The following is a 21,332-nucleotide window of genomic DNA, read 5'->3' on the forward strand; positions in this document are numbered from 1 at the left end:
CGGGGGTCGCGGGTTCGAGTCCCGTCCACTCCGCCACTTATTAGAAAACCCGATGCGAAAGCGTCGGGTTTTTTATTGTCTGAAGATATCCTATCTAACTCTTTATACTGTTCTATCTGATATAAAAAAGCCCCGTCTAACGACGAGGCTATGTCATTCGACCATTGCTATCATTCAAACAGCTCTTCATGAAGTGCTTTAACGGCTTGTTTTGCTTCGTTTTCATCTAATAGGAAACATAAGTTATGTGGGCTAGCACCGTAGCAGATCATACGAATATTAAATTCATCCAGAGTATCGAATACTTCAGCGGCAGAGCCTTTTGTCTCACTCATGTTGTTACCAATCAGCGCGACGAGGCTTAATCCTTGTTTGACCTCGACTGTGCATAGCTGCTCTAGTTCTTGTTGAGCTTGAGCAGGAAGTTCTGGTGCACCGCCACACGTATCAGTTTGATCAAGTGTAAGTGAAACACTGACTTCTGAGGTAGTGACCAAATCAACAGAGATTTTGTGTTTTGCCAATACGGTAAAGACGTCCGCTAAGAAACCATACGCTTGGAACATTTTAGGGTTACGCAGTGTTACCATAGTTTGATTGTTACGTAGCGCCAATGCCCTAAATAGCGGCGCGCTTTCTACGGATTGTCGTACCCAAGTACCACCTTCTTGCGGCGCTTTTGATGAGCCGACAAACACAGGGATTTGGTGACGTAATGCTGGTAAAAGTGTTGAAGGATGTAGGATTTTCGCACCAAAGTTTGCCATTTCGGAGGCTTCACTAAAGCTGATTTCTGGAATAGGGCGTGCATTCGGAGCAATACGAGGGTCCGTTGTATAAATTCCTGGGACATCGGTCCAGATCTCTAACCCCGCAGCTTCTACCGCTTCTGCGATAAGTGCAGCACTATAATCACTGCCACCTCGGCCAAGTGTTGTGGTTTCACCTTCCTCATCAGAGCCAATAAAGCCTTGAGTGACAACAACATGTTGCTGACACAGTGGGATAAGCTTCTCATCGGCTAATTGCTTAGTCGCTTCTAGATTTGGTTCGGCTTTGCCGTAGTCACTATCCGTTTTCAGGACATCGCGAATATCAAAACGCACAGCGTCGACCCCGCGCTCCTGCATTAATCGAGTCAAAATATGAGTCGACATTCTCTCACCACACGCCACTAAGTGATCAGTGAGCTTTGCCGATGTTGCAATAGAAGCAGCCTCGGATAAAGTCGCAACTTTTTCAACGAGTGCTTCAACACGCTCCTCGATAGAAGAGGTGTCTTTGAGCTGCGACATAATGTCAGTATGGATAGCTCTAAGTCTATTGATGAGCTCAGCCCGGCGCGCTTCGTCTTTTACTCCATTTGCCAACTCAACTAAAATGTTGGTGACTCCAGAACATGCGCTGCTTACAACCAGCTTCGTTTGTGGGTTATTTTCGATGATCTCAGCACAACGGCTCATGGCTTCGAAGTTGGCGACGCTTGTTCCGCCAAATTTAGCTACATTGAATGCGCTCACAGTAATTCTCCAGGACTTCCAGTAGTAATAATAAGGTTGGTAACCCAACATCCGATGTTTGAAGAGAAAAATAGAGCGGAGGAATCCGAATAAAGAATGGACCTCAGAAGCTCTTCACCAATCACTTGGTGACAGTTAAAGGGATTCAGCCCGTTCAACCGACAAACTTAATCCTGCAAATTGAGTTCATCTCGGCACTGCTCCCCATCAGTAACATGTATAGAAGTTGCGGCTTCACATGATTACCTGCCTGGGCAGTGCTCCTCTTCCGCTGTAGCTTTTTAGTGGTTGCTACAGATAGTGTGTTTATTCAACGTTTTTGAGCGTGAAAAGTCAATGAAGATTCACAATTTAACCATAAAAAACTGAGTGGTTGGATGTTGCAAAAATGTTGATTTTTATTCCGTTGTGGAACAGACTGAATTTCCTTAGGATATTTTACTTATTACTACAATAAATCATTAAAGGATTGCCCATGACTATTTCTAGCTTTGTGCCCCCTCACCGTACGTTAATGGGGCCAGGCCCATCAGATATTTACCCACAAGTATTGCAAGCCTTGAGTCGTCCAACGATTGGTCACCTAGACCCGCTCTTCATCGGTATGATGGATGAACTTAAAGTGCTGCTCAAGTATGCATTTCAGACACAAAATGACTTCACGATCGCCGTTTCAGCGCCCGGTAGTGCCGGTATGGAAACATGCTTCGTAAACCTCGTCGAGCCAGGCGACAAAGTTATTGTTTGTCGTAATGGTGTGTTTGGCGAACGTATGCGAGAGAATGTGGTTCGTTGTGGCGGTGAAGCTATTGTCGTAGAAGATGAATGGGGTGCGCCTGTTTCTGTGGCTAAAGTAGAACAAGCGATCGCCGAGCATCCAGATGCAAAAATAGTAGCGTTTGTTCATGCTGAGACATCCACTGGAGCTGTAAGTGATGCGCAGGCTCTGGGTTCGCTTGCTAAGCAAAACGATATGCTGACTATTGTTGATGCTGTGACATCTCTAGGTGGGGTACCTTTATTGGTGGATGAATGGCAACTAGATGCAGTTTATTCCGGAAGTCAGAAGTGCTTATCCTGTGTGCCGGGATTATCTCCAGTCACGCTTTCTCCTGCGGCCATCGAGGTAATTAAATCTCGCAAAACGACCGTTCAGAGTTGGTTCCTCGATCAAAGCTTGGTTTTGGGCTATTGGAGTGGAGAAGGGAAGCGCAGCTATCACCATACCGCGCCAGTGAATAGTTTGTACGCATTGCATGAGTCGCTAGTCTTACTCAAAAATGAAGGACTAGAGAATGCATGGCAGCGCCATAAAGACATGCACTTGTTGCTCAAAGAAGGACTAGAACAGCTTGGGTTGAGCTTCGTTGTTGAAGAAGGCAGCCGATTACCTCAGCTTAATGCTGTTTACTTGCCGGAAGGTGTTGACGATGCAGCAGTGCGCTCTCAGCTTTTAGAACAGTACAACTTAGAAATTGGTGCGGGTTTAGGTGCGTTAGCTGGTAAAGCATGGCGAATTGGTTTGATGGGGTATGGGGCCAGAAGAGAGAACGTTGCCCTATGCCTTAAAGCACTCGAAACGGTCTTGAAGTAATAGTTGTTAGCTAATAAAAAGCCGAGAGCTAGGCCCTCGGTTTTTTATATGGATTTAGCTAAGCTTAAAGCGCGGCAATAGTTTGCTTTTGCTCTTCCAGTTTAACTAACATCTCTTTGTAACCTTCAAGTTTCTCACGTTCTTTCGCAACAACTGCTTCAGGTGCTTTCGCGACAAAACCTTCGTTACCAAGCTTGCCTTCGATACGTTTTACTTCACCTTGTGTCTTAGTGATTTCTTTCGCTAGACGATCCAGTTCTGCATCTTTATCGATTAGACCAGCCATAGGAATCATAAGCTCAGATTTACCAACCAGTGCTGTAGCACATGCTGGAGTCTCTTCGCCAGCTGTCAGTACTTTGATGTCTTCAAGCTTAGCAAGAGAGACAAGAACTGCTTTGTTCGCTTCTAGGCGAGCGGCGTCTTTATCGTCAGCAACTTTAAGCATGACATCTAGCGCTTTGCTTGGAGCAATATCGTACTCAGCACGTAGGTTACGGATGCTAGTGATGAATGCTTTCACCCACTCAATATCGTCAAGTGCTTCTTGGTTGAAGTTTGCTTCTTCAAACTGAGGAAGCGCTTGAAGCATGATCGTATCACCTTCAACACCATCAACAAGAGGTTTGACGCTCTGCCAGATAGTTTCAGTGATGTATGGGAGTACTGGGTGAGCTAGACGCAGTGTCTTCTCTAATACTGTGATCAGCGTGCGACGTGTACCACGTTGCTGAGCTTCGTTACCTTTCCATAGAACGGGTTTAGTCAGCTCTAAGTACCAGTCACAGAATTGGTTCCAGATGAACTCATAAATGGTGTTTGCAGCCATATCTAGACGGTAGTTGTCGATGTGACCGTTGAACTCTTTTGCAGCAAGTTCAAACTGAGACTCGATCCACTTGTCTGCAAGTGAATATTCAATCTCACCACCGTTGAAACCACAATCTTGATCTTCTGTGTTCATAAGTACGTAACGGCTTGCGTTCCATAGCTTGTTACAGAAGTTACGGTAACCTTCTAGACGCTTCATATCCCAGTTGATATCACGACCAGTAGATGCCATTGCTGCAAGAGTGAAACGAAGTGCATCAGTACCATAAGGTTCGATACCATTTTCGAATGTCTTACGAGTGTTCTTTTCAATCTTCTTCGCTAGTTGAGGTTGCATCATGTTGCCAGTGCGCTTCTCTACTAGAGATTCAAGATCGATACCATCAATCATATCGATTGGGTCAAGAACATTACCTTTAGACTTCGACATCTTGTCGCCGTTTTCGTCACGGATTAGACCCGTAACGTATACCGTCTTGAATGGTACCTGTGGTTTGCCGTTTTCATCTTTACAGAAGTGCATGGTCATCATGATCATGCGAGCAACCCAGAAGAAGATGATGTCGAAACCTGTAACCAGTACATCTGATGGGTGGAAAGTTTTCAGGTCATCAGTGTTTTCTGGCCAGCCTTGAGTACCGAATGTCCACAGTGCAGATGAGAACCAAGTATCAAGAACGTCGTCGTCTTGACGCAGAACAACAACTGGCGCTAGACCATTGTTCTCACGCACTTCCTCTTCGGTACGACCTACATAAACGTTACCGTCGTTGTCATACCATGCTGGAATGCGGTGACCCCACCATAGCTGGCGAGAGATACACCAGTCTTGAATGTCACGCATCCAAGAGAAGTACATGTTTTCATATTGTTTAGGCACGAATTGGATTTCGCCATCTTCAACTGCTTTGGTTGCTGTCTCTGCTAGAGGTGCAGTACGAACATACCATTGGTCAGTTAGCATTGGCTCAATTACCACGCCACCACGGTCGCCATAAGGTACGGTCAGGTCGTGATCTTTGATTTCGTCCAGAAGACCAAGCTCTTCGAACTCGGCAACGATAGCTTTACGAGCAGCGAAACGCTCCATGCCATGATATTTAGCTGGAAGCTCTGTTGAATACGCATCGCTTGCTTCACCATTTGTGGTGAATACTTCTGCTGCGTCACGAATATCTGCATTGAACGTTAGGATGTTGATCATTGGCAACTGGTGACGTTTACCAACTTCATAGTCGTTAAAGTCGTGTGCAGGTGTGATCTTCACACAACCCGTGCCTTTTTCCATATCAGCATGCTCGTCACCTACGATTGGAATACGACGGTCTACGATAGGAAGCAGGATTTCTTTGCCGATAAGATCTTTATAGCGAGGATCTTCAGGGTTTACCGCAACACCAGTATCGCCCAGCATAGTTTCTGGACGAGTAGTTGCGACAACAATGTAGTCTTTACCTTCTGCTGTTTTTACGCCATCAGCTAGAGGGTAGCGGAAGTGCCACATGTGGCCTTTCTTGTCTTTGTTTTCAACTTCTAGATCAGAAATCGCTGTGTGTAGCTTTGGATCCCAGTTAACTAGGCGCTTACCACGATAGATAAGATCATCTTCGTATAGACGAACAAAGACTTCTTGAACGGCATTAGATAGGCCGTCATCCATAGTGAATCGCTCACGATCCCAGTCTACAGATGCGCCTAGACGGCGAAGCTGTTTAGTAATTGTGCCGCCAGACTCGCCTTTCCATTCCCAGATCTTGTCGATGAAAGCTTCACGGCCATAATCGTGCTTAGTCTTGCCTTCTTCAGCGGCAATCTTACGCTCAACGACCATTTGAGTTGCGATACCAGCGTGGTCAGTACCTACTTGCCAAAGGGTGTTTTTGCCCTTCATACGCTCGGCACGGATTAGCGTATCCATGATGGTGTCTTGGAATGCATGACCCATATGTAGGCTACCAGTGACGTTCGGTGGCGGGATCATGATGCTGTATGATTCTTTAGTCGTGTCACCGTGAGGCTTAAAGTAGCCTTTCTCTTCCCAAGTCTTATACAGAGCTTGTTCGATAGATTGTGGGTTATATGTCTTTTCCATAGCTTTCTGGATACTTACTTTAATCTGTGAAAGAAATTTGCCAAACCTTATAAATAAACGCAGGGAAATTAACGCTTACTTATAAGGATTGACCTTGATTAGGATTCTGAATGTTGAATCTCAATGGTTTGAAGCTGATAGCCCGCTTGACGGTAAATTTTATACCTTTCTCGCGCAGTTTGCTTAGCTTTTTCTTCGCAAGGGACGAAGTCTACCACTTGACCAAAGGCCTGCGCAAAGGTTGCGTGACTATTCGCCAAATTTATTGCTAGTTGCCGATTCCAACTGGGTTTAAGGCCCTCATGACCAATCTCTACCGGCGTGCCATTTTTAGGTCCTTCGCCAATGAGATTGTGGGCAATAAATTGTTCGGGAGTCACTTGCCAGAAATACTCAGCCAACAACTCAGCTTCGGCTTTGTCACTGCAGTTAATATAGAGTTTGGCACCTTGCGCTGTAAAATGGCGACAGAGAAAATGCACATAGGCAAACCACCCCTGTTGAGAGGCTTGTTCGGAGTCTTCATTAATGATGTAGAAGGTTGCCGTATTCATGTGAAATGCCGCTTTGCTCTGGTTATTGGTAAGCAATAAAAAAGGGCCTTTCGGCCCTTCTGTTTACTCTTCAGTCTCTTGGCCACTGCGGTTTAGCAAGAATTGGACAAGTAGCGAGACAGGACGACCCGTTGAGCCTTTCGCTTTGCCTGATTTCCATGCTGTACCAGCAATATCTAAGTGTGCCCAGTGATATTTCTTAGCAAATCGAGATAAGAAACAACCAGCTGTAATCGTACCGCCAGGGCGGCCACCAATATTTGCCATATCAGCAAATGGGCTTGCTAGTTGCTCTTGGTATTCGTCTGCCATTGGTAGACGCCAAGCGCGATCGCCAGCTTGCTCAGAGGCGTTAACAAGTTCATGTGACAGTGGGTTGTGGTTTGAAATCACACCACTGATATGATGACCTAGTGCAATCACACATGCACCCGTAAGAGTGGCAACATCAACAACACATTCCGGCTCATAGCGTTCGACATAAGTTAATGCGTCACACAGAACCAAGCGACCTTCTGCGTCTGTATTTAATACTTCAACGGTAAGGCCAGACATAGTCGTGAGGATATCACCTGGGCGATAGGCATTACTGCCAGGCATGTTTTCACAGCCAGCTAGTACTGCAACCACGTTGATTGGTAGGTTCAGCTTAGCCAGCGCTTTCATGGTACCGAATACCGACGCTGCGCCACACATATCGTATTTCATCTCATCCATGGCTTCGCCAGGTTTTAGTGAGATACCGCCTGAATCGAACGTTAGGCCCTTACCAACTAAAACAATTGGCTTCGCATCTGGATCTGGGTTGCCCTTGTACTCCATGATAGACATCATAGATTCATTCTTTGATCCACGACCGACAGCTAGGTAAGACGTCATACCTAGTTTTTCCATTTCTTGTTCACCAATGATCTTGGTTGAAATGGTGTCGTAATCATCAGCCAAGCGACGAGCTTGAGAAGCAAGATAAGCTGGGTTTGCGATATTTGGTGGCATGTTGCCAAGATCTTTCGATGCTTTAACACCTGAAGCAATCGCTAGACCATGAGCAATCGCTTTTTCACCAAGATTTAACTCACGACGAGTAGGTACGTTGAATACTAGCTTACGCAGTGGACGACGTGTTTCTGGTTTACTACTCTTGAATTGATCGAAGGTATAAAGACCATCTTTCGTTGCTTCAACAGCTTGACGTACTTTCCAGTATGTATCGCGGCCTTTAACGTGCAGCTCTGTGAGGAAACATACGGCTTCCATAGAACCAGTCTCGTTCAACGTGCTGATGGTTTTTTGAATGATTTCTTTATATTGGCGCTCACCAAGCTCTCGCTCTTTACCACAGCCAACTAACAGAACGCGCTCTGAAAGCACCCCAGGTACTTGATGCAGTAGCAGCATTTGACCTGGCTTACCTTCTAGGTCGCCACGACGTAGCAAAGAGCTAATATAGCCATCGCTGATTTTATCAAGCTGCTCTGCAACCGGAGAGAGACGACGTGGCTCAAATACGCCAACGACGATGCATGCACTGCGCTGCTTCTCTGGACTGCCACTTTTAACACTAAACTCCATGCGTACTCCTACATCCTAAAGACAAATAGAACTAAATGTTGGATAATCGATTCTTAATGCTTGAATCCTATGAGCCATTTCGGCCTATAATCTAAAGATAAGAATCGATCAAAAAAGTAAAAAATAAAAGGTTTACCCGAAAACTATAGCGATTCAATCAAAAAAACAAGTTTTGTATAGGTGTTTTCACTGTGATTATTGTTAGATATTTGATCAGAGAAACAGTTAAGAGCCAATTAGCCATCTTTTTAGTGCTCTTTTTAGTGTTTTTCAGTCGTCAATTTATCCAAGTGCTTGCTGATGCTTCCGATGGAGATATTCCTGCTGGTCTGATTATGACTTTAGCGGGTATTAGTATGCCGACAATGGGACTATTGATGTTCCCATTGAGTATTTATATCGGAATCCTAGTTACTTTCGGGCGTTTATACGCAGAAAGTGAAATCACGGTAATGAATGCGACCGGGATAGGTAATAAATTTCTTATTCGTGCGGCTATGTATTTAGCGGTACTGACCACTTCTCTAGCTGCGTTTAATGCATTCTGGTTAGCCCCTTGGACTCAAGAGCAAGAAGTGCAGATTCGTGAACGGCTTGCATCGGAAAACTCGGTGGAGCTTTTGCAAACGGGTAGCTTCCAACGAACCCCTGACGGTTCTTCGGTTGTCTTTATTGACAGCATAAAAGATAAAAAGCTAACCAATGTCTTCGTTGCTCAGTTAAATCCAAGAGATTCGGTGTTACCTAGTGTGATATCGGCGAAATCTGGTGATGTAAAAGAGTTAAGTGATGGTCGACAAGTGATTGCGCTCTATGACGGTGTTCGTTATGAAGGGGTGCCGACTCGTCTTGAGTATATGGTTACAGAGTTTACCGATTATGAAGGGGTCATTGGGCAGCGCGAAGTCCAACAGCGTGGGCGCTCTTGGATGGCCATACCCACTATGGAGTTATTGGGTAACCCTGATCCTAAAGCGCAAGCTGAGCTCCATTGGCGAATCTCCTTGGTGGTATGTATTCCATTATTAACCATGCTGGTGGTGCCTTTGTCGGCGGTAAACCCAAGGCAAAGCAAGTTTGCCAAAATGGGGCCAGCAATCTTGGCTTACTTCGCTTATTTTATGGCGATCAGTGCAATGAAATCGGCGCTAGAAGATGGGGCTTTTCCGTCGTACATCGGATTATGGCCAGTAAACTTTGCATTGCTGCTTGCCGCGATCGGTGTCAATACTTGGGATACGGTCGGTGTGAGGAAATTCAGAGAGAAACTGCGTCGTAAGCGCATGCAAAGACGAGAGGTAGCTTAGAGCGTGTTTAGAATACTAGACGTCTACGTGGGTAAGACAATCATTACCACGATCATATTAGTGCTCTCGGTTTTCGTTGGCTTATCTGCAGTGATCAAATTTGTCGAACAGCTTCGTTCAGTTGGCGAGGGGAGCTACACCATGCTGTCGGCATTGTACTTTGTGATATTAGGGATGCCGCGTGATATTGAGTTGTTTTTCTCTATGGCTGCGCTACTGGGCTCCTTAGTCGGCTTAGGTATGTTAGCGAGCAGCTCCGAGCTTGTTGTTATGCAAGCGGCCGGGATTTCGAAGCTACGTATTGGTCTTTCAGTACTTAAGACGGCAGTGCCTTTGATGGTGGTAGTGATGGCATTAGGGGAGTGGGGGGCACCAACCACTCAGCAAATGGCTCGCGATTTGCGCCTTCAAGCGACATCCGGAGGTAGCATTGTATCAGTTAGGAACGGTGTCTGGGCTCGGGATGCGAACGACTTCATTTTTATCTCTAAGGTCAATGGCGAGTCTGTTGAAGGATTGAATATTTGGCGCTTCGGTGAGAATAAACAGCTCAAAGAAACGGTGTTTGCGGAATCTGCAGATTATCTTGGCGATAATCGTTGGGAGATGCACCGAATTCAAATTACAGACATGAAAAACGATGAGGCATTATCAAAAGAGACGCTCGACAAGCAAGTTTGGGAAACTTCACTGGTGCCTGACAAGCTAGCGATTGTTACTGTGGATCTTAATGAGTTGCCGTTAAGTGGATTGTGGGATTATACCCAATACCTGAAAGACTCTGAACAGGATGCATCTCGTTATGAACTGGCATTTTGGCGTAAAGCGACACAGCCAATTTCAGTCGCGGTAATGATGTTAATGGCACTGTCTTTTGTGTTTGGTCCTTTAAGAAGTGTAACTATGGGTGCGCGTATTCTGTCTGGTGTCATTGCAGGTTTTACGTTCTACATTTCGAGTGAATTCTTTGGGCCAGTTAGCCTTGTATATGGGATGTCGCCGTTGTTTGGTGCCTTAGGGCCTAGTTTGGTGTTTTTAACCATAGCCATGTTGCTTCTGCGCAGAAAACTATAATAAAAAAGGCTCCAACCGGAGCCTTTTTTATTTTGTCTAACTGAAAGAGGGTTTACTCGAAGCAAATCTCGATAAATGCATCACCCCATTCAGAGGTAAAAGGCATGATGATGATAGCTCCATCGCATTTATGTCTGATGGTATGTCCTTTACCAGAGACAACCACCGGAGTTGCCATATCAAAATCGAAGCCATTCTCAGCTAAAATTCGTTTTGCACCACCAGTGACCATATTGGTGATTTCACCGACCATATCGGTTACTTCTTCATTGAGACCATGTGGTCTCTCGCCGAGCATGTTCTGCATGATTTCGAGAGCAAGACTCTCTTCAAATGTGATCGACATTGAACCACGAGTTTGGTTGCCTACCATCCCGATAAGACCAGATACGTCCCCGCGAGCAATCTCATCTTTCTTAATTCTTGGTTTTAATGGTTTGATTTCCATCGTCGCCATGGTTTTTAGCACATTTATTAAGGAGGCTAAAAACGGGTTTACAAATTCAGCGCGCATAACTTCTTCTATTTATTTTCAACTTCCAATGATGAACACGTCTGACAAATGCCATGAGATTCAATAACGTGATTGGAGAACTGGAAGCCATGTTTTTCAACGTTACTATTCAACAAGGCTATCAGAATATCATCTTGTAGTTCAACGACATTGCCGCACTTATCACAAATCAATAAATGAGAGTAGTGCTTATGCTCACCAAATGAACAGCATGAGATAAAGCTATTAGTTGATTCAACTCTGTGAATAAAACCTTGTTCTAAAAGAAAGTCTAGAGCGCGATACACGGTAGGCGGTTTCGCTTTTGGCTCACTGACTTTGAGCTGTTCTAATAATTCATAAGCACTAGAGGCCTTCTTATTTTCACAAATAAGCTCATAAACAGTTCGGCGCTGAGGAGTGAGTCGCACACCTCTTGCGGAACAGATATCTTCCAATTGTTGTATTAGCTTTTGATTCACATGGTCACCTGTCTTAGCGAAGTCCGACTATTTTATACTAATTCCCCACGTAGATCGTTAGTAGGCTGACTCGAATTTTCGTATTGACCGATTCGTCACTTTATTCTGCTAGTGGCTCTGAACAAAGGGATGAAATATTTTGCAACATCAAAGTTGCCAAGTTGTATATTCGCACTGTTGACTATGAGGAGTCGGATACCTACCATGCGCCCATATTTTCACAGGAGAAATATTATGGAAAACGACAGTCGAAGGTGGATTACTAGCTCAAGAGCGCGGATCTTATTGGAGTAATATGGACTAAACATTGTTATCCCCTTCACCTTTTCTCGCTCTCTTAAAATGACGTTGGTTTCTTTCTCTGAAACTCAAACGTTATCTTGTTAGTAACCACCTGAAAATGAATTGTTTTGTCTATTGCTCGAATGGAGCAAGGGATCGTCATATCTAATAAAAAGGTGCGTTATCATGACCATTATTAACACCGTAAACGAATACAATCACCACCAAACCGTTAACTTCGAGTCCGGCGCGACTCAAGTAGATTTCACTCTTTTTAATCATTGGATTGAAATGCGTGAGATACAAAAGCTTAACCAACATTTTAACGCTGAATACATTCAGCAAACGCTTTGTTTTACTCAGCAGTTATCGGCAGAGTCGCTTCAACGTCTTTATTCTCTAGAGGGGTTCGACTATCAGCAAGATACAGAGCGGTTTCTTCAAGCAAGGCATCCCGTTATCCATACTGTTAATTCCGCAGCAATGACAGTGCTCTATCATGATATGTCCGTAGAGCAGGCGAAAAAAGCATTGAACAGTCTGTATGTTGAGTTTGCCTGTCTTACTATCGTCGACGATCTGGGACGGTTCGTTGGCTTGATTAAGCTGGATATTTTGTTTAAATCTCAACCTAATTTAAAACTGTCTGAGATTGTACAGCATGCCATCAGCTGTCATTTTAGCGCATCACAAGAACATGCGGTGGCGCTACTCAAACAAAGTCGTTTTGACGTTGTACCAATCTTAAATAGTCAGGGGCTACCCGTTGGTTTGCTATCGGCCAAATCGGCGATAGATATCGTTACTGAAGAGCAAACTGAAGACATGGAACGATTGATGGGCATTCAGCAAGATGGCCATGTCGGCGACTATATGAGCCTGTCTGTTATGGATCATGTGAGTAAGCGTATTGTCTGGGTAATAGGCTTAGCCATATTGGGTTTGTTATCCGGTATGGTGATCCATAGTTATGAAGATGCAATTGAAGCGTTTACGGTTTTGGCCTTGTACATGCCTATGATAGCGGACTCTGGTGGTAATGCTGGTACGCAGTCTGCGACTGTGATGGTGCGCTCTCTGGCGTTAGGAAGCGTCAAGCTGCGTGACTGGCTGTCAGTGTTGTGGAAGGAAACACGCATTGCCATTGTTATTGGTGGTGCACTGGCTGTTATTTCCTTAGGGAAAGTGACCTTACTGTCTTATGGCGTTGAGTTGCCGGCGAATCTGACACTAACCATGTTGGGCTGTGCAATTGGCTTAGCACTCTTCTTCCAAATAGTCTCTTCTACCGTTATTGGCGCTATGCTGCCTATGTTGACTAAACGACTCAACCTTGATCCCGCCGTTGTCGCTAGTCCAGCGATAACCACCATCGTTGATATTGGTGGGCTGCTAATCTATTTCTTCTGTACTACTCGATTACTAGGTTTGTCTTAACCTCAGAGTAGGAGTTGTCATCATGAATATAGAATGGAGAGCGAGCAACGCTATAGTGGTGTCCCAGATGCTACGGGTTGGTGAGGTTGGAACCATAGATATCAAGATCTATATGGATGGCCAACGTTATTCAGTTGCAGAGTTCAGTGAGGAAGCAACGGATGATCTGTACCGTTCGATATTCCTCTATCACAACACCGATAGTCTATTAACTGAAGAAGCTCGACTGGAGTTCATCGCTCTGGAAATGGGTCACTGGTGTCCTGCAACTGAAAGTAGACTAGTGGAATGGCTAACGTCGTTCCATACTGCGATACGTGCACAGTGTCTTTCGGTTTGTTGTGAGTCTGGATACCCTGGCGTGCCATCTTTGTGTTGGCAGGTGGAGAGGGTAAATTATAAGTTTGCTCTTCTGTTTGAGCGTTACCCATCGGCGCGCTCATCACATCAACGTTTATTAGTCATCGCATGCCAAGAGCTGTTAAAACTCTATGAAAGGTTGAGAGACAATCACGCAGAGTCGTCATCGCAATCTGTGTTGAACTGTCTTTCTCGACTTTTGTTTGAACGCAACCATATTGCAGGCTGGCGTCCATACGAACAGAGAAAGAAAGCATATCGTGGAACGGGCTACCATGATGAAATCGAAGAGTTTGCCTCTAGTTGGCCAGCTTATCGGCATGAGCACTTGTGCACTCAGCGCCGTGCATCCGTAAACCACCTGATAACCATTGCTTTAAGCAGCATGCTCGCCATGTCAGTCGTGTTAATGTTCAATGTTCATTTGATGAAACAGGATGGACATTTGACTTTGAGTCTACTTATATTGATCTGCTTGCTTTATGGTGGGCGTGATGTTGTCAAAGAAGTTCTCAAAGTAAAGATCACCAAGCAGCTTAACAAATTTAATTTCTACCGAAGATATAAATTGATTCGACCTGGAAGTTTTCGAATCATTGGTAAGCGCAAAACTCGGATGCAGTCTCAATTTAGCCCGTATAAAACATCATCTAAGCTGTGTTTGCAAAAAACGGAGAGTATCTCTGTTGCCAAAAGACTCAGTAAACATTCGATATCAGTGTACTGCGAGACTCAAATATCACTAAACAACTTAGACAAATATCGTAAGACGCAGCATTTTAGAGTGCTGAATCAGCATGGAGAAAGTGAACGTACACCGATACGAGATAATAGTGATTTGCATATTTGTATCCAAATCACTCAATCAAATAGAAACACAATAACAAAATCGTTTCGTTGTAATGATAAGGACAACAGTCGTTGGTTTGAAATAAAACCCGCAAGCTAGCTCGAGGTAGCTGGTGGTCTTTAAAGCGCCGTTATTGGCCGTTAGGCATGGCGATATCTGTGTTGGTTAGATGATTAGCTACTTCGCTTTCTTTTTGAAACTCTTCCGCTCTCTGTGTATGATTGGCTGCTTTTTCTTGATGACGATAACCGCTTTATCAGGGAAGCATGGAAAATTCCACGATATTCAAAGCGGATTTGATGGGTAAAATTATTAGGTAAAACAATGACCAAGCCAGATAACACAAGTAAATTCCAATCAAACCGCTTATCCGTTGCGCCCATGCTCGATTGGACAGATAGACATTGCCGTTACTTCCATCGTCTATTGTCATCGCAAACGCTGTTGTATACCGAAATGGTAACGACAGGTGCGATTATCCACGGTAAAGGTGATTTTCTTGCGTATAACGAAGAAGAACATCCGGTAGCTTTACAGTTAGGTGGGTCTAATCCGGCGGACTTAGCGACGTGTGCAAAGCTTGCCGCGGAACGTGGATATGATGAAATCAACCTCAATGTGGGTTGTCCTTCGGATCGTGTTCAAAATGGTCGTTTTGGTGCTTGTTTGATGGCGGAGCCAGAGTTGGTGGCGGAGTGTGTCGCGGCGATGAAAGAAGTTGTTGATGTTCCAGTAACGGTGAAAACACGTATTGGCATTGACGATCAGGATTCTTATGAGTTTCTGACGCGATTCGTCTCTCTTGTCTCAGAAAAGGCGGGATGTGAACAATTTACTATTCACGCGCGTAAAGCTTGGTTAAGCGGCTTGAGTCCAAAAGAAAACCGAGAGATTCCACCACTGGATTACCCACGTGCTTATCAAATTAAGAAAGACTTTCCTCATTTACAGATCGCAGTGAATGGTGGAGTGAAGACCCTTGAAGAGTCTCTTGAACACCTGAAGCATCTAGATGGTGTCATGATAGGCCGTGAAGCGTATCAAAACCCTTATATTCTTGCGCAAGTTGACCAACTAATCTTTGGGCTGGATACTCCAGTGAAAAAGCGCAAGCAGGTTGTGGAAGAGATGTATCCATACATTGAGCAACAGTTAGCGAACGGCTCGTATCTTGGTCATATCTCTCGTCATATGATTGGTTTATTTCAGGCGATGCCTGGTGCGAGGCAGTGGCGTCGTTACATTAGTGAAAATGCTCATAAGAAGGGTGCCGGCATTGAGGTACTAGAAACTGCATTAGCGAAAATACCTGCGGAACTTGACGTGTAAGATACCAACTTATTGGTCAATAATACCAACTCCTATTGTGCTCAGTGCCAATAGGAGTTTTTGTTTTTTGTAAGTGTATGATTTTTTAATGCTTACAATAGTTGGAACAGTTCCTGCAACACCAAAGTTAAGTCGTTAATGAAGTCACAAGCACGTAGGAGGTGTTATGTTTGAACTGATTTTCGTATTGGTATTTTTGGCTACACTGGTAATGACAGGCGTAACAGTGATGACAGTAACCTTGGCTGTGGTTGTTTCGTTTGGTGTGATGTTTATGTTGGGAATGGTCGGCATCGTCTTCAATTTACTCCCGTATATTATCGCGTTCCTTATTGCGATTTGGTTGTATAAGAAAGTAGCAGCACCATCAAGTTAACAAAATAGCAACAAATATCCCTACAGATTAAGGCGTAATTGCTATAGTTAGTGTATGGCACTAGGTACAGTAGCTACGCCGAGATTTCTGGAGGGAACCATGACAATGACTGAGTTAAAGCACCTATACCATCAGAACTTGTTAGCCGAGGCGATCATAGAACCGTCTTCTTCTGATGAAGGTTGGATTGTTGAGTTTCGCCACAAGCAGGGTGGTTTTCTTATGTTGACTGATATTCATGGTGCTGAATGTCAGTATAACGATCTTGATAAAGCGTCTAAGTCTGCCTTGGCCGTTGGCTTTACTGAGGTTCGAATTGAAGCCAAGTAATCCTCTCTCTTCTTCCAAAAAGTTATAAAACATTCATATCTATTCTTTCTTGTTATTAAGGTGGTTGGTTAATCTATCGTCACGCAATGATTAGGGATGTCGTGACAATGTCTTCAAATATAAAACAGTCATCAAATGGCAATACACAACCACAAGAGCTACCTAATGTAGCTGCACCATTAAATGACCAACAGATCTCACAACTTCAACAAGCTTCGAGTAATTTATCTTCTAACCAACTTGCTTGGGTGAGCGGATACTTTTGGGGATTGAGTCAAGCGCAAGCTCCTACCCAACTCACCCCTGTAGCCAGTGCAGTAAATACAGCCACGGCTTCTGTACCTGCTGGAAAACTGTCAATTATCTTTGCTTCACAAACTGGTAACGCGAAAGGTGTTGCGGAAGAGTTGAAAGAAGAAGCAAGTACTTTAGGTATCGATGTAGAGCTGTTTGATGCGAGTGACTACAAAGGTAAAAACCTAGCAAAAGAAACGCACGTTATTATCGTTGCTTCGACTAATGGAGAAGGTGAAGCGCCTGATAACGCTATTGAGCTGCATGAATTTCTGCAGTCCAAAAAAGCCCCTAAACTTCCAAACTTAAAATATGGTGTGATTGGTTTAGGTGATTCAAGTTACGAGTTCTTCTGCCAAACAGGTAAAGACTTTGATTCTTTTTTAGCTAAGCTGGGGGCAACCTCATTCATCGACCGAATTGACTGTGATGTCGACTATGATGCGCCAGCTGAAGAGTGGCGTGCAAATGCTCTGGAAAAAATAAAAGCTGACCTCGCATCTCAAGCTGCAGAGGTTGTAACACTGCCGGTTGCTAATAATACCGCTGCGGTAACCTATACCAAAAAGAACCCATACACTGCGACGTTACTGACTAGTCAAAAAATCACCGGACGTGATTCTGGCAAGGATGTTCGTCATATCGAAATAGATCTAGAAGGCTCAGGTCTCACCTACCAGCCAGGCGATGCTCTTGGTGTATGGTTTGAAAACAATAGCCAGTTGGTTGACGCGCTTCTAGCTCAAGCTGGTTTGTCTGGCATCGAAAGTGTCGATGTTGACGGTGAAAGTCTATCCCTTCGTTCTGCGCTGATTCGCCACTATGAAATTACCGCTGCGAACCCTCAATTAGTTAGCCAGTACGCTGAACTCTCCAACAGCAAAAAGCTGCTTAAGTTAGCCGAAGACAAAGATAAGCTGCGAGAGTTCGCTGGACGTACTCAGGTATTAGACGTATTTAAAGAGAAGAAAACCAAACTTGAAGCATCACAGTTACTGTCATTGCTACGCCGTCTAACTCCTCGCCTTTACTCTATTGCCTCTAGTCAAGAAGAAGTGGATGAAGAAGTACATCTAACAGTTGGGCTGGTGGAGTATTCTACTGGTGAGGAGAGTCGCTACGGTGGTGCGTCGTACTTCTTGTCTCGTGATCTAGAAGAAGGCGCAGAAGTAAAAGTGTTTGTAGAACACAACAACAACTTTAAGTTGCCAGAAAATGGAAATACCCCAGTTATTATGATCGGCCCAGGCACAGGTATTGCGCCATTCAGAAGCTTTATTCAACAACGTGATAATCAAGGTGATAGTGGTAAAAACTGGCTGTTTTTTGGTGACCGTACCTTCACACAAGATTTCCTTTACCAAGTTGAATGGCAAAAATACCTTAAGTCGGGTGTCTTAAGCCGTTTAGATGTGGCATTTAGCCGAGATCAACATGAGAAAGTCTATGTACAACACCGCCTACTAGAGCAAGGTGAACAAGTGTGGCAATGGCTTGAAGAGGGGGCACATATCTATGTGTGTGGTGATGCGAACCATATGGCTAAGGATGTACACAATGCACTGTTAGAGATTACTAAGGTGTATGGTGGAAAATCACCGGAACAAGCTGAGGAGTTTGTCAGCGAATTAAGAAAAGCAAAACGTTATCAAAAGGATGTGTACTAATGAGCAAGCAATCAGTGACTATTCAAGAAGTATTAGGTCAAGAGTTAGGACCACTATCTGATAACGAACGCTTGAAACGAGAAAGTAATCTGCTTCGCGGTACGATCGAAACAGATCTACAAGATCAAATAACGGGCGGCTTTACAGCGGATAACTTCCAGTTGATACGATTCCACGGTATGTATCAGCAAGATGACCGTGATATTCGGAATGAGCGAGCTAAGCAAAAGCTCGAACCTCTACATAACGTCATGCTACGAGCAAGAATGCCTGGTGGAGTAATAACGCCGAAACAGTGGCTTGCCATTGATCAGTTTGCAACAGAGCATTCTCTTTATGGCAGCATCCGGCTGACTACTCGTCAAACGTTCCAATTCCATGGTGTACTGAAACCAAATATAAAGTTGATGCACCAAACACTGAACTCCATCGGTATTGATTCAATTGCCACTGCTGGAGATGTGAACCGAAATGTCTTGTGTACGACTAACCCTGTTGAGTCTGAGTTACATCAAGAAGCATATGAGTGGGCGACTAAAATCAGTGAACACTTACTACCCAAGACCAAAGCCTATGCTGAGATCTGGTTGAACGGTGAAAAAGTAGAAACAACGCAAGAAGATGAGCCTATTCTAGGCAAGAACTATTTACCTCGTAAGTTTAAAACCACCGTAGTGATACCACCGCAAAATGATGTAGATGTTCACGCTAATGACTTGAACTTTGTTGCTATCGCAGAAGAGGGCAAGCTTGTCGGCTTTAATGTGCTGGTGGGTGGCGGATTAGCGATGACACATGGTGACACCAGTACTTATCCAAGAAGAGCAGATGATTTTGGTTTTGTACCGCTTGATAAAACGCTTGAAGTGGCTGCTGCAGTAGTGACGACACAAAGAGATTGGGGTAACCGCTCTAACCGTAAAAATGCCAAAACCAAATATACGTTGGATCGTGTAGGTATTGATGTCTTTAAAGCAGAAGTAGAAAAGCGCGCTGGCATCAAGTTTGAGCAAAGTAAACCATATGAGTTCACAGAGCGTGGCGATAGGATTGGTTGGGTTGAAGGTATTGATGGTAAGCACCATCTAACGCTCTTTATTGAAAATGGACGTCTACTAGATTTTCCGGACAAACCTTTAAAGAGCGGTGTCGCAAAGATCGCTGAAATTCATAAAGGCGATTTTCGAATGACGGCCAACCAAAACCTTATTGTGGCTAAAGTATCTAAGTCCAACAAAGCCAAGATAGAAAAGATAGCTCGTGAACACGGCTTGATGGATGACACAGTATCAGAGCAGCGTAAAAACTCGATGGCGTGTGTTGCTTTCCCTACATGTCCTCTTGCGATGGCAGAGGCCGAACGTTTTCTACCTAGCTTTGTTACTGATGTGGAATCTATCTTGGATAAACATCAGATCAATAAAGAAGAGAGCATTATCTTGCGAGTTACAGGTTGTCCCAATGGTTGTGGACGAGCAATGTTGGCTGAAATTGGACTGGTGGGTAAAGCGCCGGGTCGTTACAACTTGCATTTAGGTGGTAACAAAGCAGGTACTCGTGTTCCTAAAATGTATAAAGAGAACATCACCGAAGCGCAAATCCTAGAGGATATCGATTCGTTAGTTGGTCAGTGGGCCGAACAACGAGAAACAGGTGAAGCCTTTGGAGACTTTGTCATTCGAGCGGGCATCATTCAAGAAGTGAAAGTATCGAAAAGGGACTTCTATGCTTAGACTCCAAGAATACTCAACATTGAAAGATTTGCTTTCGCTCACCAAAACCGAACAGATCCTAAAACTGGCGGAGCTTAATGCAGAGTTGGAACAGCTCAATGCAGAGCAAAGAGTTCGATGGGCGTTTGAAAATCTACCGGGACAGCATATCTTAAGCTCGAGTTTTGGTATGCAAGCTGCGGTTATGCTTCATTTGGTTAGTCAGGTTCGTTCGGAAACCCCGATAGTGTTAACAGATACGGGGTACCTATTTCCTGAAACCTATCAATTTATTGATGCGCTTAAGGAAAAGTTAAACTTAAACCTACATATATATAAAGCAGAGTTGTCGCCGCAATGGCAAGAGGCAAGGTACGGAAAGCTGTGGGAACAAGGTATTGATGGAATCAAACGTTACAACCAAATGAACAAAGTGGATCCGATGAGGAGAGCTTTAGAGGATTTGGGTGTTCAGACTTGGTTTTCAGGATTGAGAAGAGAGCAGTCGGAGAGTCGGGCTAACTTGCCCGTACTGGCGATTCAAAATGGCAGATTCAAGTTTCTTCCCATTATAGATTGGAGTGACGACCAGATTGACACTTATTTATCTGAACATGGCTTGAGTTACCATCCGTTGAAAGACCAAGGGTATCTTTCTATTGGTGATACTCATTCGACGGAAAAGTGGAAGCCAGGAATGAAGATAGAAGAAACTCGCTTTAACGGCTTAAAACGAGAATGTGGTTTACATGAAGATGACGTCGAACAAGATGGTTCAGGAATCTAGAGTAAATCGGTTATTAAAAAAGGAGGGGAAACCCTCCTTTTTTAATAACTCTGTGGATAACTTGTAATTAAAATAAGGATAAAGTGGGATAAATAAAGCTTTGAATGAAAAAGAAACGCTTAGTCGTTATTTTTGTATTTTTTCCTAAAAAACGCTTGCCAATGTGATCCGGATCTCTATAATGCGTCCTCACTGACACGGCAGAGCCCACAAGGGTTCAAGGCAAGAGTCAGTAAGGCATTCAGCCGACAAGATGGTCTTCTAGTTAGATTTGAAAAAATCAAAAATAATTAGAAAAAAGTGTTTGACACTGAGAATCATCTCGCTAGAATAGCCGCCTCTTCAAACGGAAAGCGAAACGCAGAGTTCTGAAGAGAATGTTCTTTAAC

Annotated in this window: 17 protein-coding genes and 1 riboswitch; of the genes, 11 read left to right on the forward strand and 6 right to left on the reverse strand. The window is 44.1% G+C overall.

Annotated elements, in window-relative coordinates:
- Positions 1-170 precede the first annotated feature (170 nt).
- Positions 171-1,571 (reverse strand): lysine-sensitive aspartokinase 3, encoded by a 1,401-nt coding sequence (gene lysC, locus MMA19_RS26140; protein WP_081411567.1) that lies wholly within the window; start codon positions 1,569-1,571, stop codon positions 171-173.
- Positions 1,572-1,619: 48 nt separating this feature from the next.
- A riboswitch (Lysine riboswitch) is annotated at positions 1,620-1,796 on the reverse strand.
- Between the two features lie 199 nt (positions 1,797-1,995).
- Between lysC and MMA19_RS26145 the strand changes: the two genes are divergently transcribed.
- A complete protein-coding gene (locus MMA19_RS26145; RefSeq protein WP_096444383.1) occupies positions 1,996-3,114 on the forward strand; it encodes an alanine--glyoxylate aminotransferase family protein in 1,119 nt (372 codons plus the stop codon).
- A gap of 64 nt (positions 3,115-3,178) precedes the next feature.
- On the opposite strand, the gene MMA19_RS26150 is transcribed toward MMA19_RS26145, so the two are convergent.
- The 3 genes from MMA19_RS26150 to pepA all read right to left on the reverse strand — a co-directional run bounded on the left by MMA19_RS26150 (position 3,179) and on the right by pepA (position 8,163).
- Positions 3,179-6,037, reverse strand: coding sequence for a valine--tRNA ligase (locus tag MMA19_RS26150; RefSeq protein WP_240207719.1), 2,859 nt, complete (start codon positions 6,035-6,037; stop codon positions 3,179-3,181).
- Between the two features lie 98 nt (positions 6,038-6,135).
- Positions 6,136-6,591, reverse strand: coding sequence for a DNA polymerase III subunit chi (locus tag MMA19_RS26155; protein ID WP_038228766.1), 456 nt, complete (start codon positions 6,589-6,591; stop codon positions 6,136-6,138).
- 63 nt (positions 6,592-6,654) lie between these two features.
- On the reverse strand, positions 6,655-8,163 hold the full coding sequence (gene pepA / locus MMA19_RS26160; protein ID WP_006073199.1) for a leucyl aminopeptidase: 1,509 nt from the start codon (positions 8,161-8,163) through the stop codon (positions 6,655-6,657).
- 191 nt (positions 8,164-8,354) lie between these two features.
- Here pepA and lptF point away from each other — a divergent pair, with 191 nt between their 5' ends.
- Positions 8,355-9,470 (forward strand): LPS export ABC transporter permease LptF, encoded by a 1,116-nt coding sequence (gene lptF / locus MMA19_RS26165; protein WP_006073198.1) that lies wholly within the window; start codon positions 8,355-8,357, stop codon positions 9,468-9,470.
- 3 nt (positions 9,471-9,473) lie between these two features.
- Positions 9,474-10,544, forward strand: a complete 1,071-nt coding sequence (gene lptG / locus MMA19_RS26170; protein ID WP_006073195.1) for an LPS export ABC transporter permease LptG — start codon at positions 9,474-9,476, stop codon at positions 10,542-10,544.
- 52 nt (positions 10,545-10,596) lie between these two features.
- Here the strand turns inward: lptG and MMA19_RS26175 are convergent, their stop codons facing one another.
- Positions 10,597-11,058, reverse strand: a complete 462-nt coding sequence (locus MMA19_RS26175) for a chemotaxis protein CheX (RefSeq protein WP_240207721.1) — start codon at positions 11,056-11,058, stop codon at positions 10,597-10,599.
- Positions 11,059-11,066: 8 nt separating this feature from the next.
- Complete coding sequence (gene zur / locus MMA19_RS26180; RefSeq protein WP_006073191.1) at positions 11,067-11,519, reverse strand: zinc uptake transcriptional repressor Zur; 453 nt, start codon at positions 11,517-11,519, stop codon at positions 11,067-11,069.
- Positions 11,520-11,987: 468 nt separating this feature from the next.
- Between zur and MMA19_RS26185 the strand changes: the two genes are divergently transcribed.
- The 8 genes from MMA19_RS26185 (at position 11,988) to MMA19_RS26220 (ending at position 20,943) form a co-directional block, all read left to right on the forward strand.
- Complete coding sequence (locus tag MMA19_RS26185; RefSeq protein WP_240207723.1) at positions 11,988-13,238, forward strand: magnesium transporter; 1,251 nt, start codon at positions 11,988-11,990, stop codon at positions 13,236-13,238.
- A 22-nt stretch (positions 13,239-13,260) separates the two neighbouring features.
- Positions 13,261-14,547, forward strand: coding sequence for a hypothetical protein (locus MMA19_RS26190; protein WP_240207725.1), 1,287 nt, complete (start codon positions 13,261-13,263; stop codon positions 14,545-14,547).
- 225 nt (positions 14,548-14,772) lie between these two features.
- Entirely contained in the window at positions 14,773-15,777 is a 1,005-nt protein-coding gene (gene dusA / locus MMA19_RS26195; RefSeq protein WP_236111987.1) for a tRNA dihydrouridine(20/20a) synthase DusA, read from the forward strand.
- A 166-nt stretch (positions 15,778-15,943) separates the two neighbouring features.
- The gene (locus MMA19_RS26200) at positions 15,944-16,153 is read left to right on the forward strand and encodes an envelope stress response protein PspG (protein WP_031495169.1); all 210 of its coding nucleotides are present in this window, start codon (positions 15,944-15,946) and stop codon (positions 16,151-16,153) included.
- 99 nt (positions 16,154-16,252) lie between these two features.
- Positions 16,253-16,483, forward strand: coding sequence for a hypothetical protein (locus MMA19_RS26205; RefSeq protein WP_031495170.1), 231 nt, complete (start codon positions 16,253-16,255; stop codon positions 16,481-16,483).
- Between the two features lie 86 nt (positions 16,484-16,569).
- Positions 16,570-18,444 (forward strand): assimilatory sulfite reductase (NADPH) flavoprotein subunit, encoded by a 1,875-nt coding sequence (locus tag MMA19_RS26210; protein ID WP_240207727.1) that lies wholly within the window; start codon positions 16,570-16,572, stop codon positions 18,442-18,444.
- Positions 18,444-20,177, forward strand: coding sequence for an assimilatory sulfite reductase (NADPH) hemoprotein subunit (gene cysI / locus MMA19_RS26215; RefSeq protein WP_038228775.1), 1,734 nt, complete (start codon positions 18,444-18,446; stop codon positions 20,175-20,177). Before MMA19_RS26210 ends, cysI begins: the two co-directional genes overlap by 1 nt.
- Entirely contained in the window at positions 20,170-20,943 is a 774-nt protein-coding gene (locus MMA19_RS26220) for a phosphoadenylyl-sulfate reductase (RefSeq protein ID WP_198558359.1), read from the forward strand. Before cysI ends, MMA19_RS26220 begins: the two co-directional genes overlap by 8 nt.
- Positions 20,944-21,332: the final 389 nt, after the last annotated feature.

Source organism: Vibrio sp. CyArs1, from assembly GCF_022432925.1.
Lineage (GTDB): Bacteria > Pseudomonadota > Gammaproteobacteria > Enterobacterales > Vibrionaceae > Vibrio > Vibrio mediterranei.

What these genes read in the sequence shown, in the direction of transcription:
- MMA19_RS26200 (WP_031495169.1), top strand. Translation starts at nt 15,944, where the DNA reads ATGTTTGAACTGATTTTCGTATTGGTATTTTTGGCTACACTGGTAATG.
- MMA19_RS26185 (WP_240207723.1), top strand. Translation starts at nt 11,988, where the DNA reads ATGACCATTATTAACACCGTAAACGAATACAATCACCACCAAACCGTT.
- lysC (WP_081411567.1), bottom strand. Translation starts at nt 1,571, where the DNA reads ATGTTGGGTTACCAACCTTATTATTACTACTGGAAGTCCTGGAGAATT.
- MMA19_RS26150 (WP_240207719.1), bottom strand. Translation starts at nt 6,037, where the DNA reads ATGGAAAAGACATATAACCCACAATCTATCGAACAAGCTCTGTATAAG.
- MMA19_RS26155 (WP_038228766.1), bottom strand. Translation starts at nt 6,591, where the DNA reads ATGAATACGGCAACCTTCTACATCATTAATGAAGACTCCGAACAAGCC.
- cysI (WP_038228775.1), top strand. Translation starts at nt 18,444, where the DNA reads ATGAGCAAGCAATCAGTGACTATTCAAGAAGTATTAGGTCAAGAGTTA.
- MMA19_RS26210 (WP_240207727.1), top strand. Translation starts at nt 16,570, where the DNA reads ATGATTAGGGATGTCGTGACAATGTCTTCAAATATAAAACAGTCATCA.
- pepA (WP_006073199.1), bottom strand. Translation starts at nt 8,163, where the DNA reads ATGGAGTTTAGTGTTAAAAGTGGCAGTCCAGAGAAGCAGCGCAGTGCA.
- MMA19_RS26220 (WP_198558359.1), top strand. Translation starts at nt 20,170, where the DNA reads ATGCTTAGACTCCAAGAATACTCAACATTGAAAGATTTGCTTTCGCTC.
- dusA (WP_236111987.1), top strand. Translation starts at nt 14,773, where the DNA reads ATGACCAAGCCAGATAACACAAGTAAATTCCAATCAAACCGCTTATCC.
- MMA19_RS26205 (WP_031495170.1), top strand. Translation starts at nt 16,253, where the DNA reads ATGACAATGACTGAGTTAAAGCACCTATACCATCAGAACTTGTTAGCC.
- MMA19_RS26145 (WP_096444383.1), top strand. Translation starts at nt 1,996, where the DNA reads ATGACTATTTCTAGCTTTGTGCCCCCTCACCGTACGTTAATGGGGCCA.
- MMA19_RS26175 (WP_240207721.1), bottom strand. Translation starts at nt 11,058, where the DNA reads ATGCGCGCTGAATTTGTAAACCCGTTTTTAGCCTCCTTAATAAATGTG.
- MMA19_RS26190 (WP_240207725.1), top strand. Translation starts at nt 13,261, where the DNA reads ATGAATATAGAATGGAGAGCGAGCAACGCTATAGTGGTGTCCCAGATG.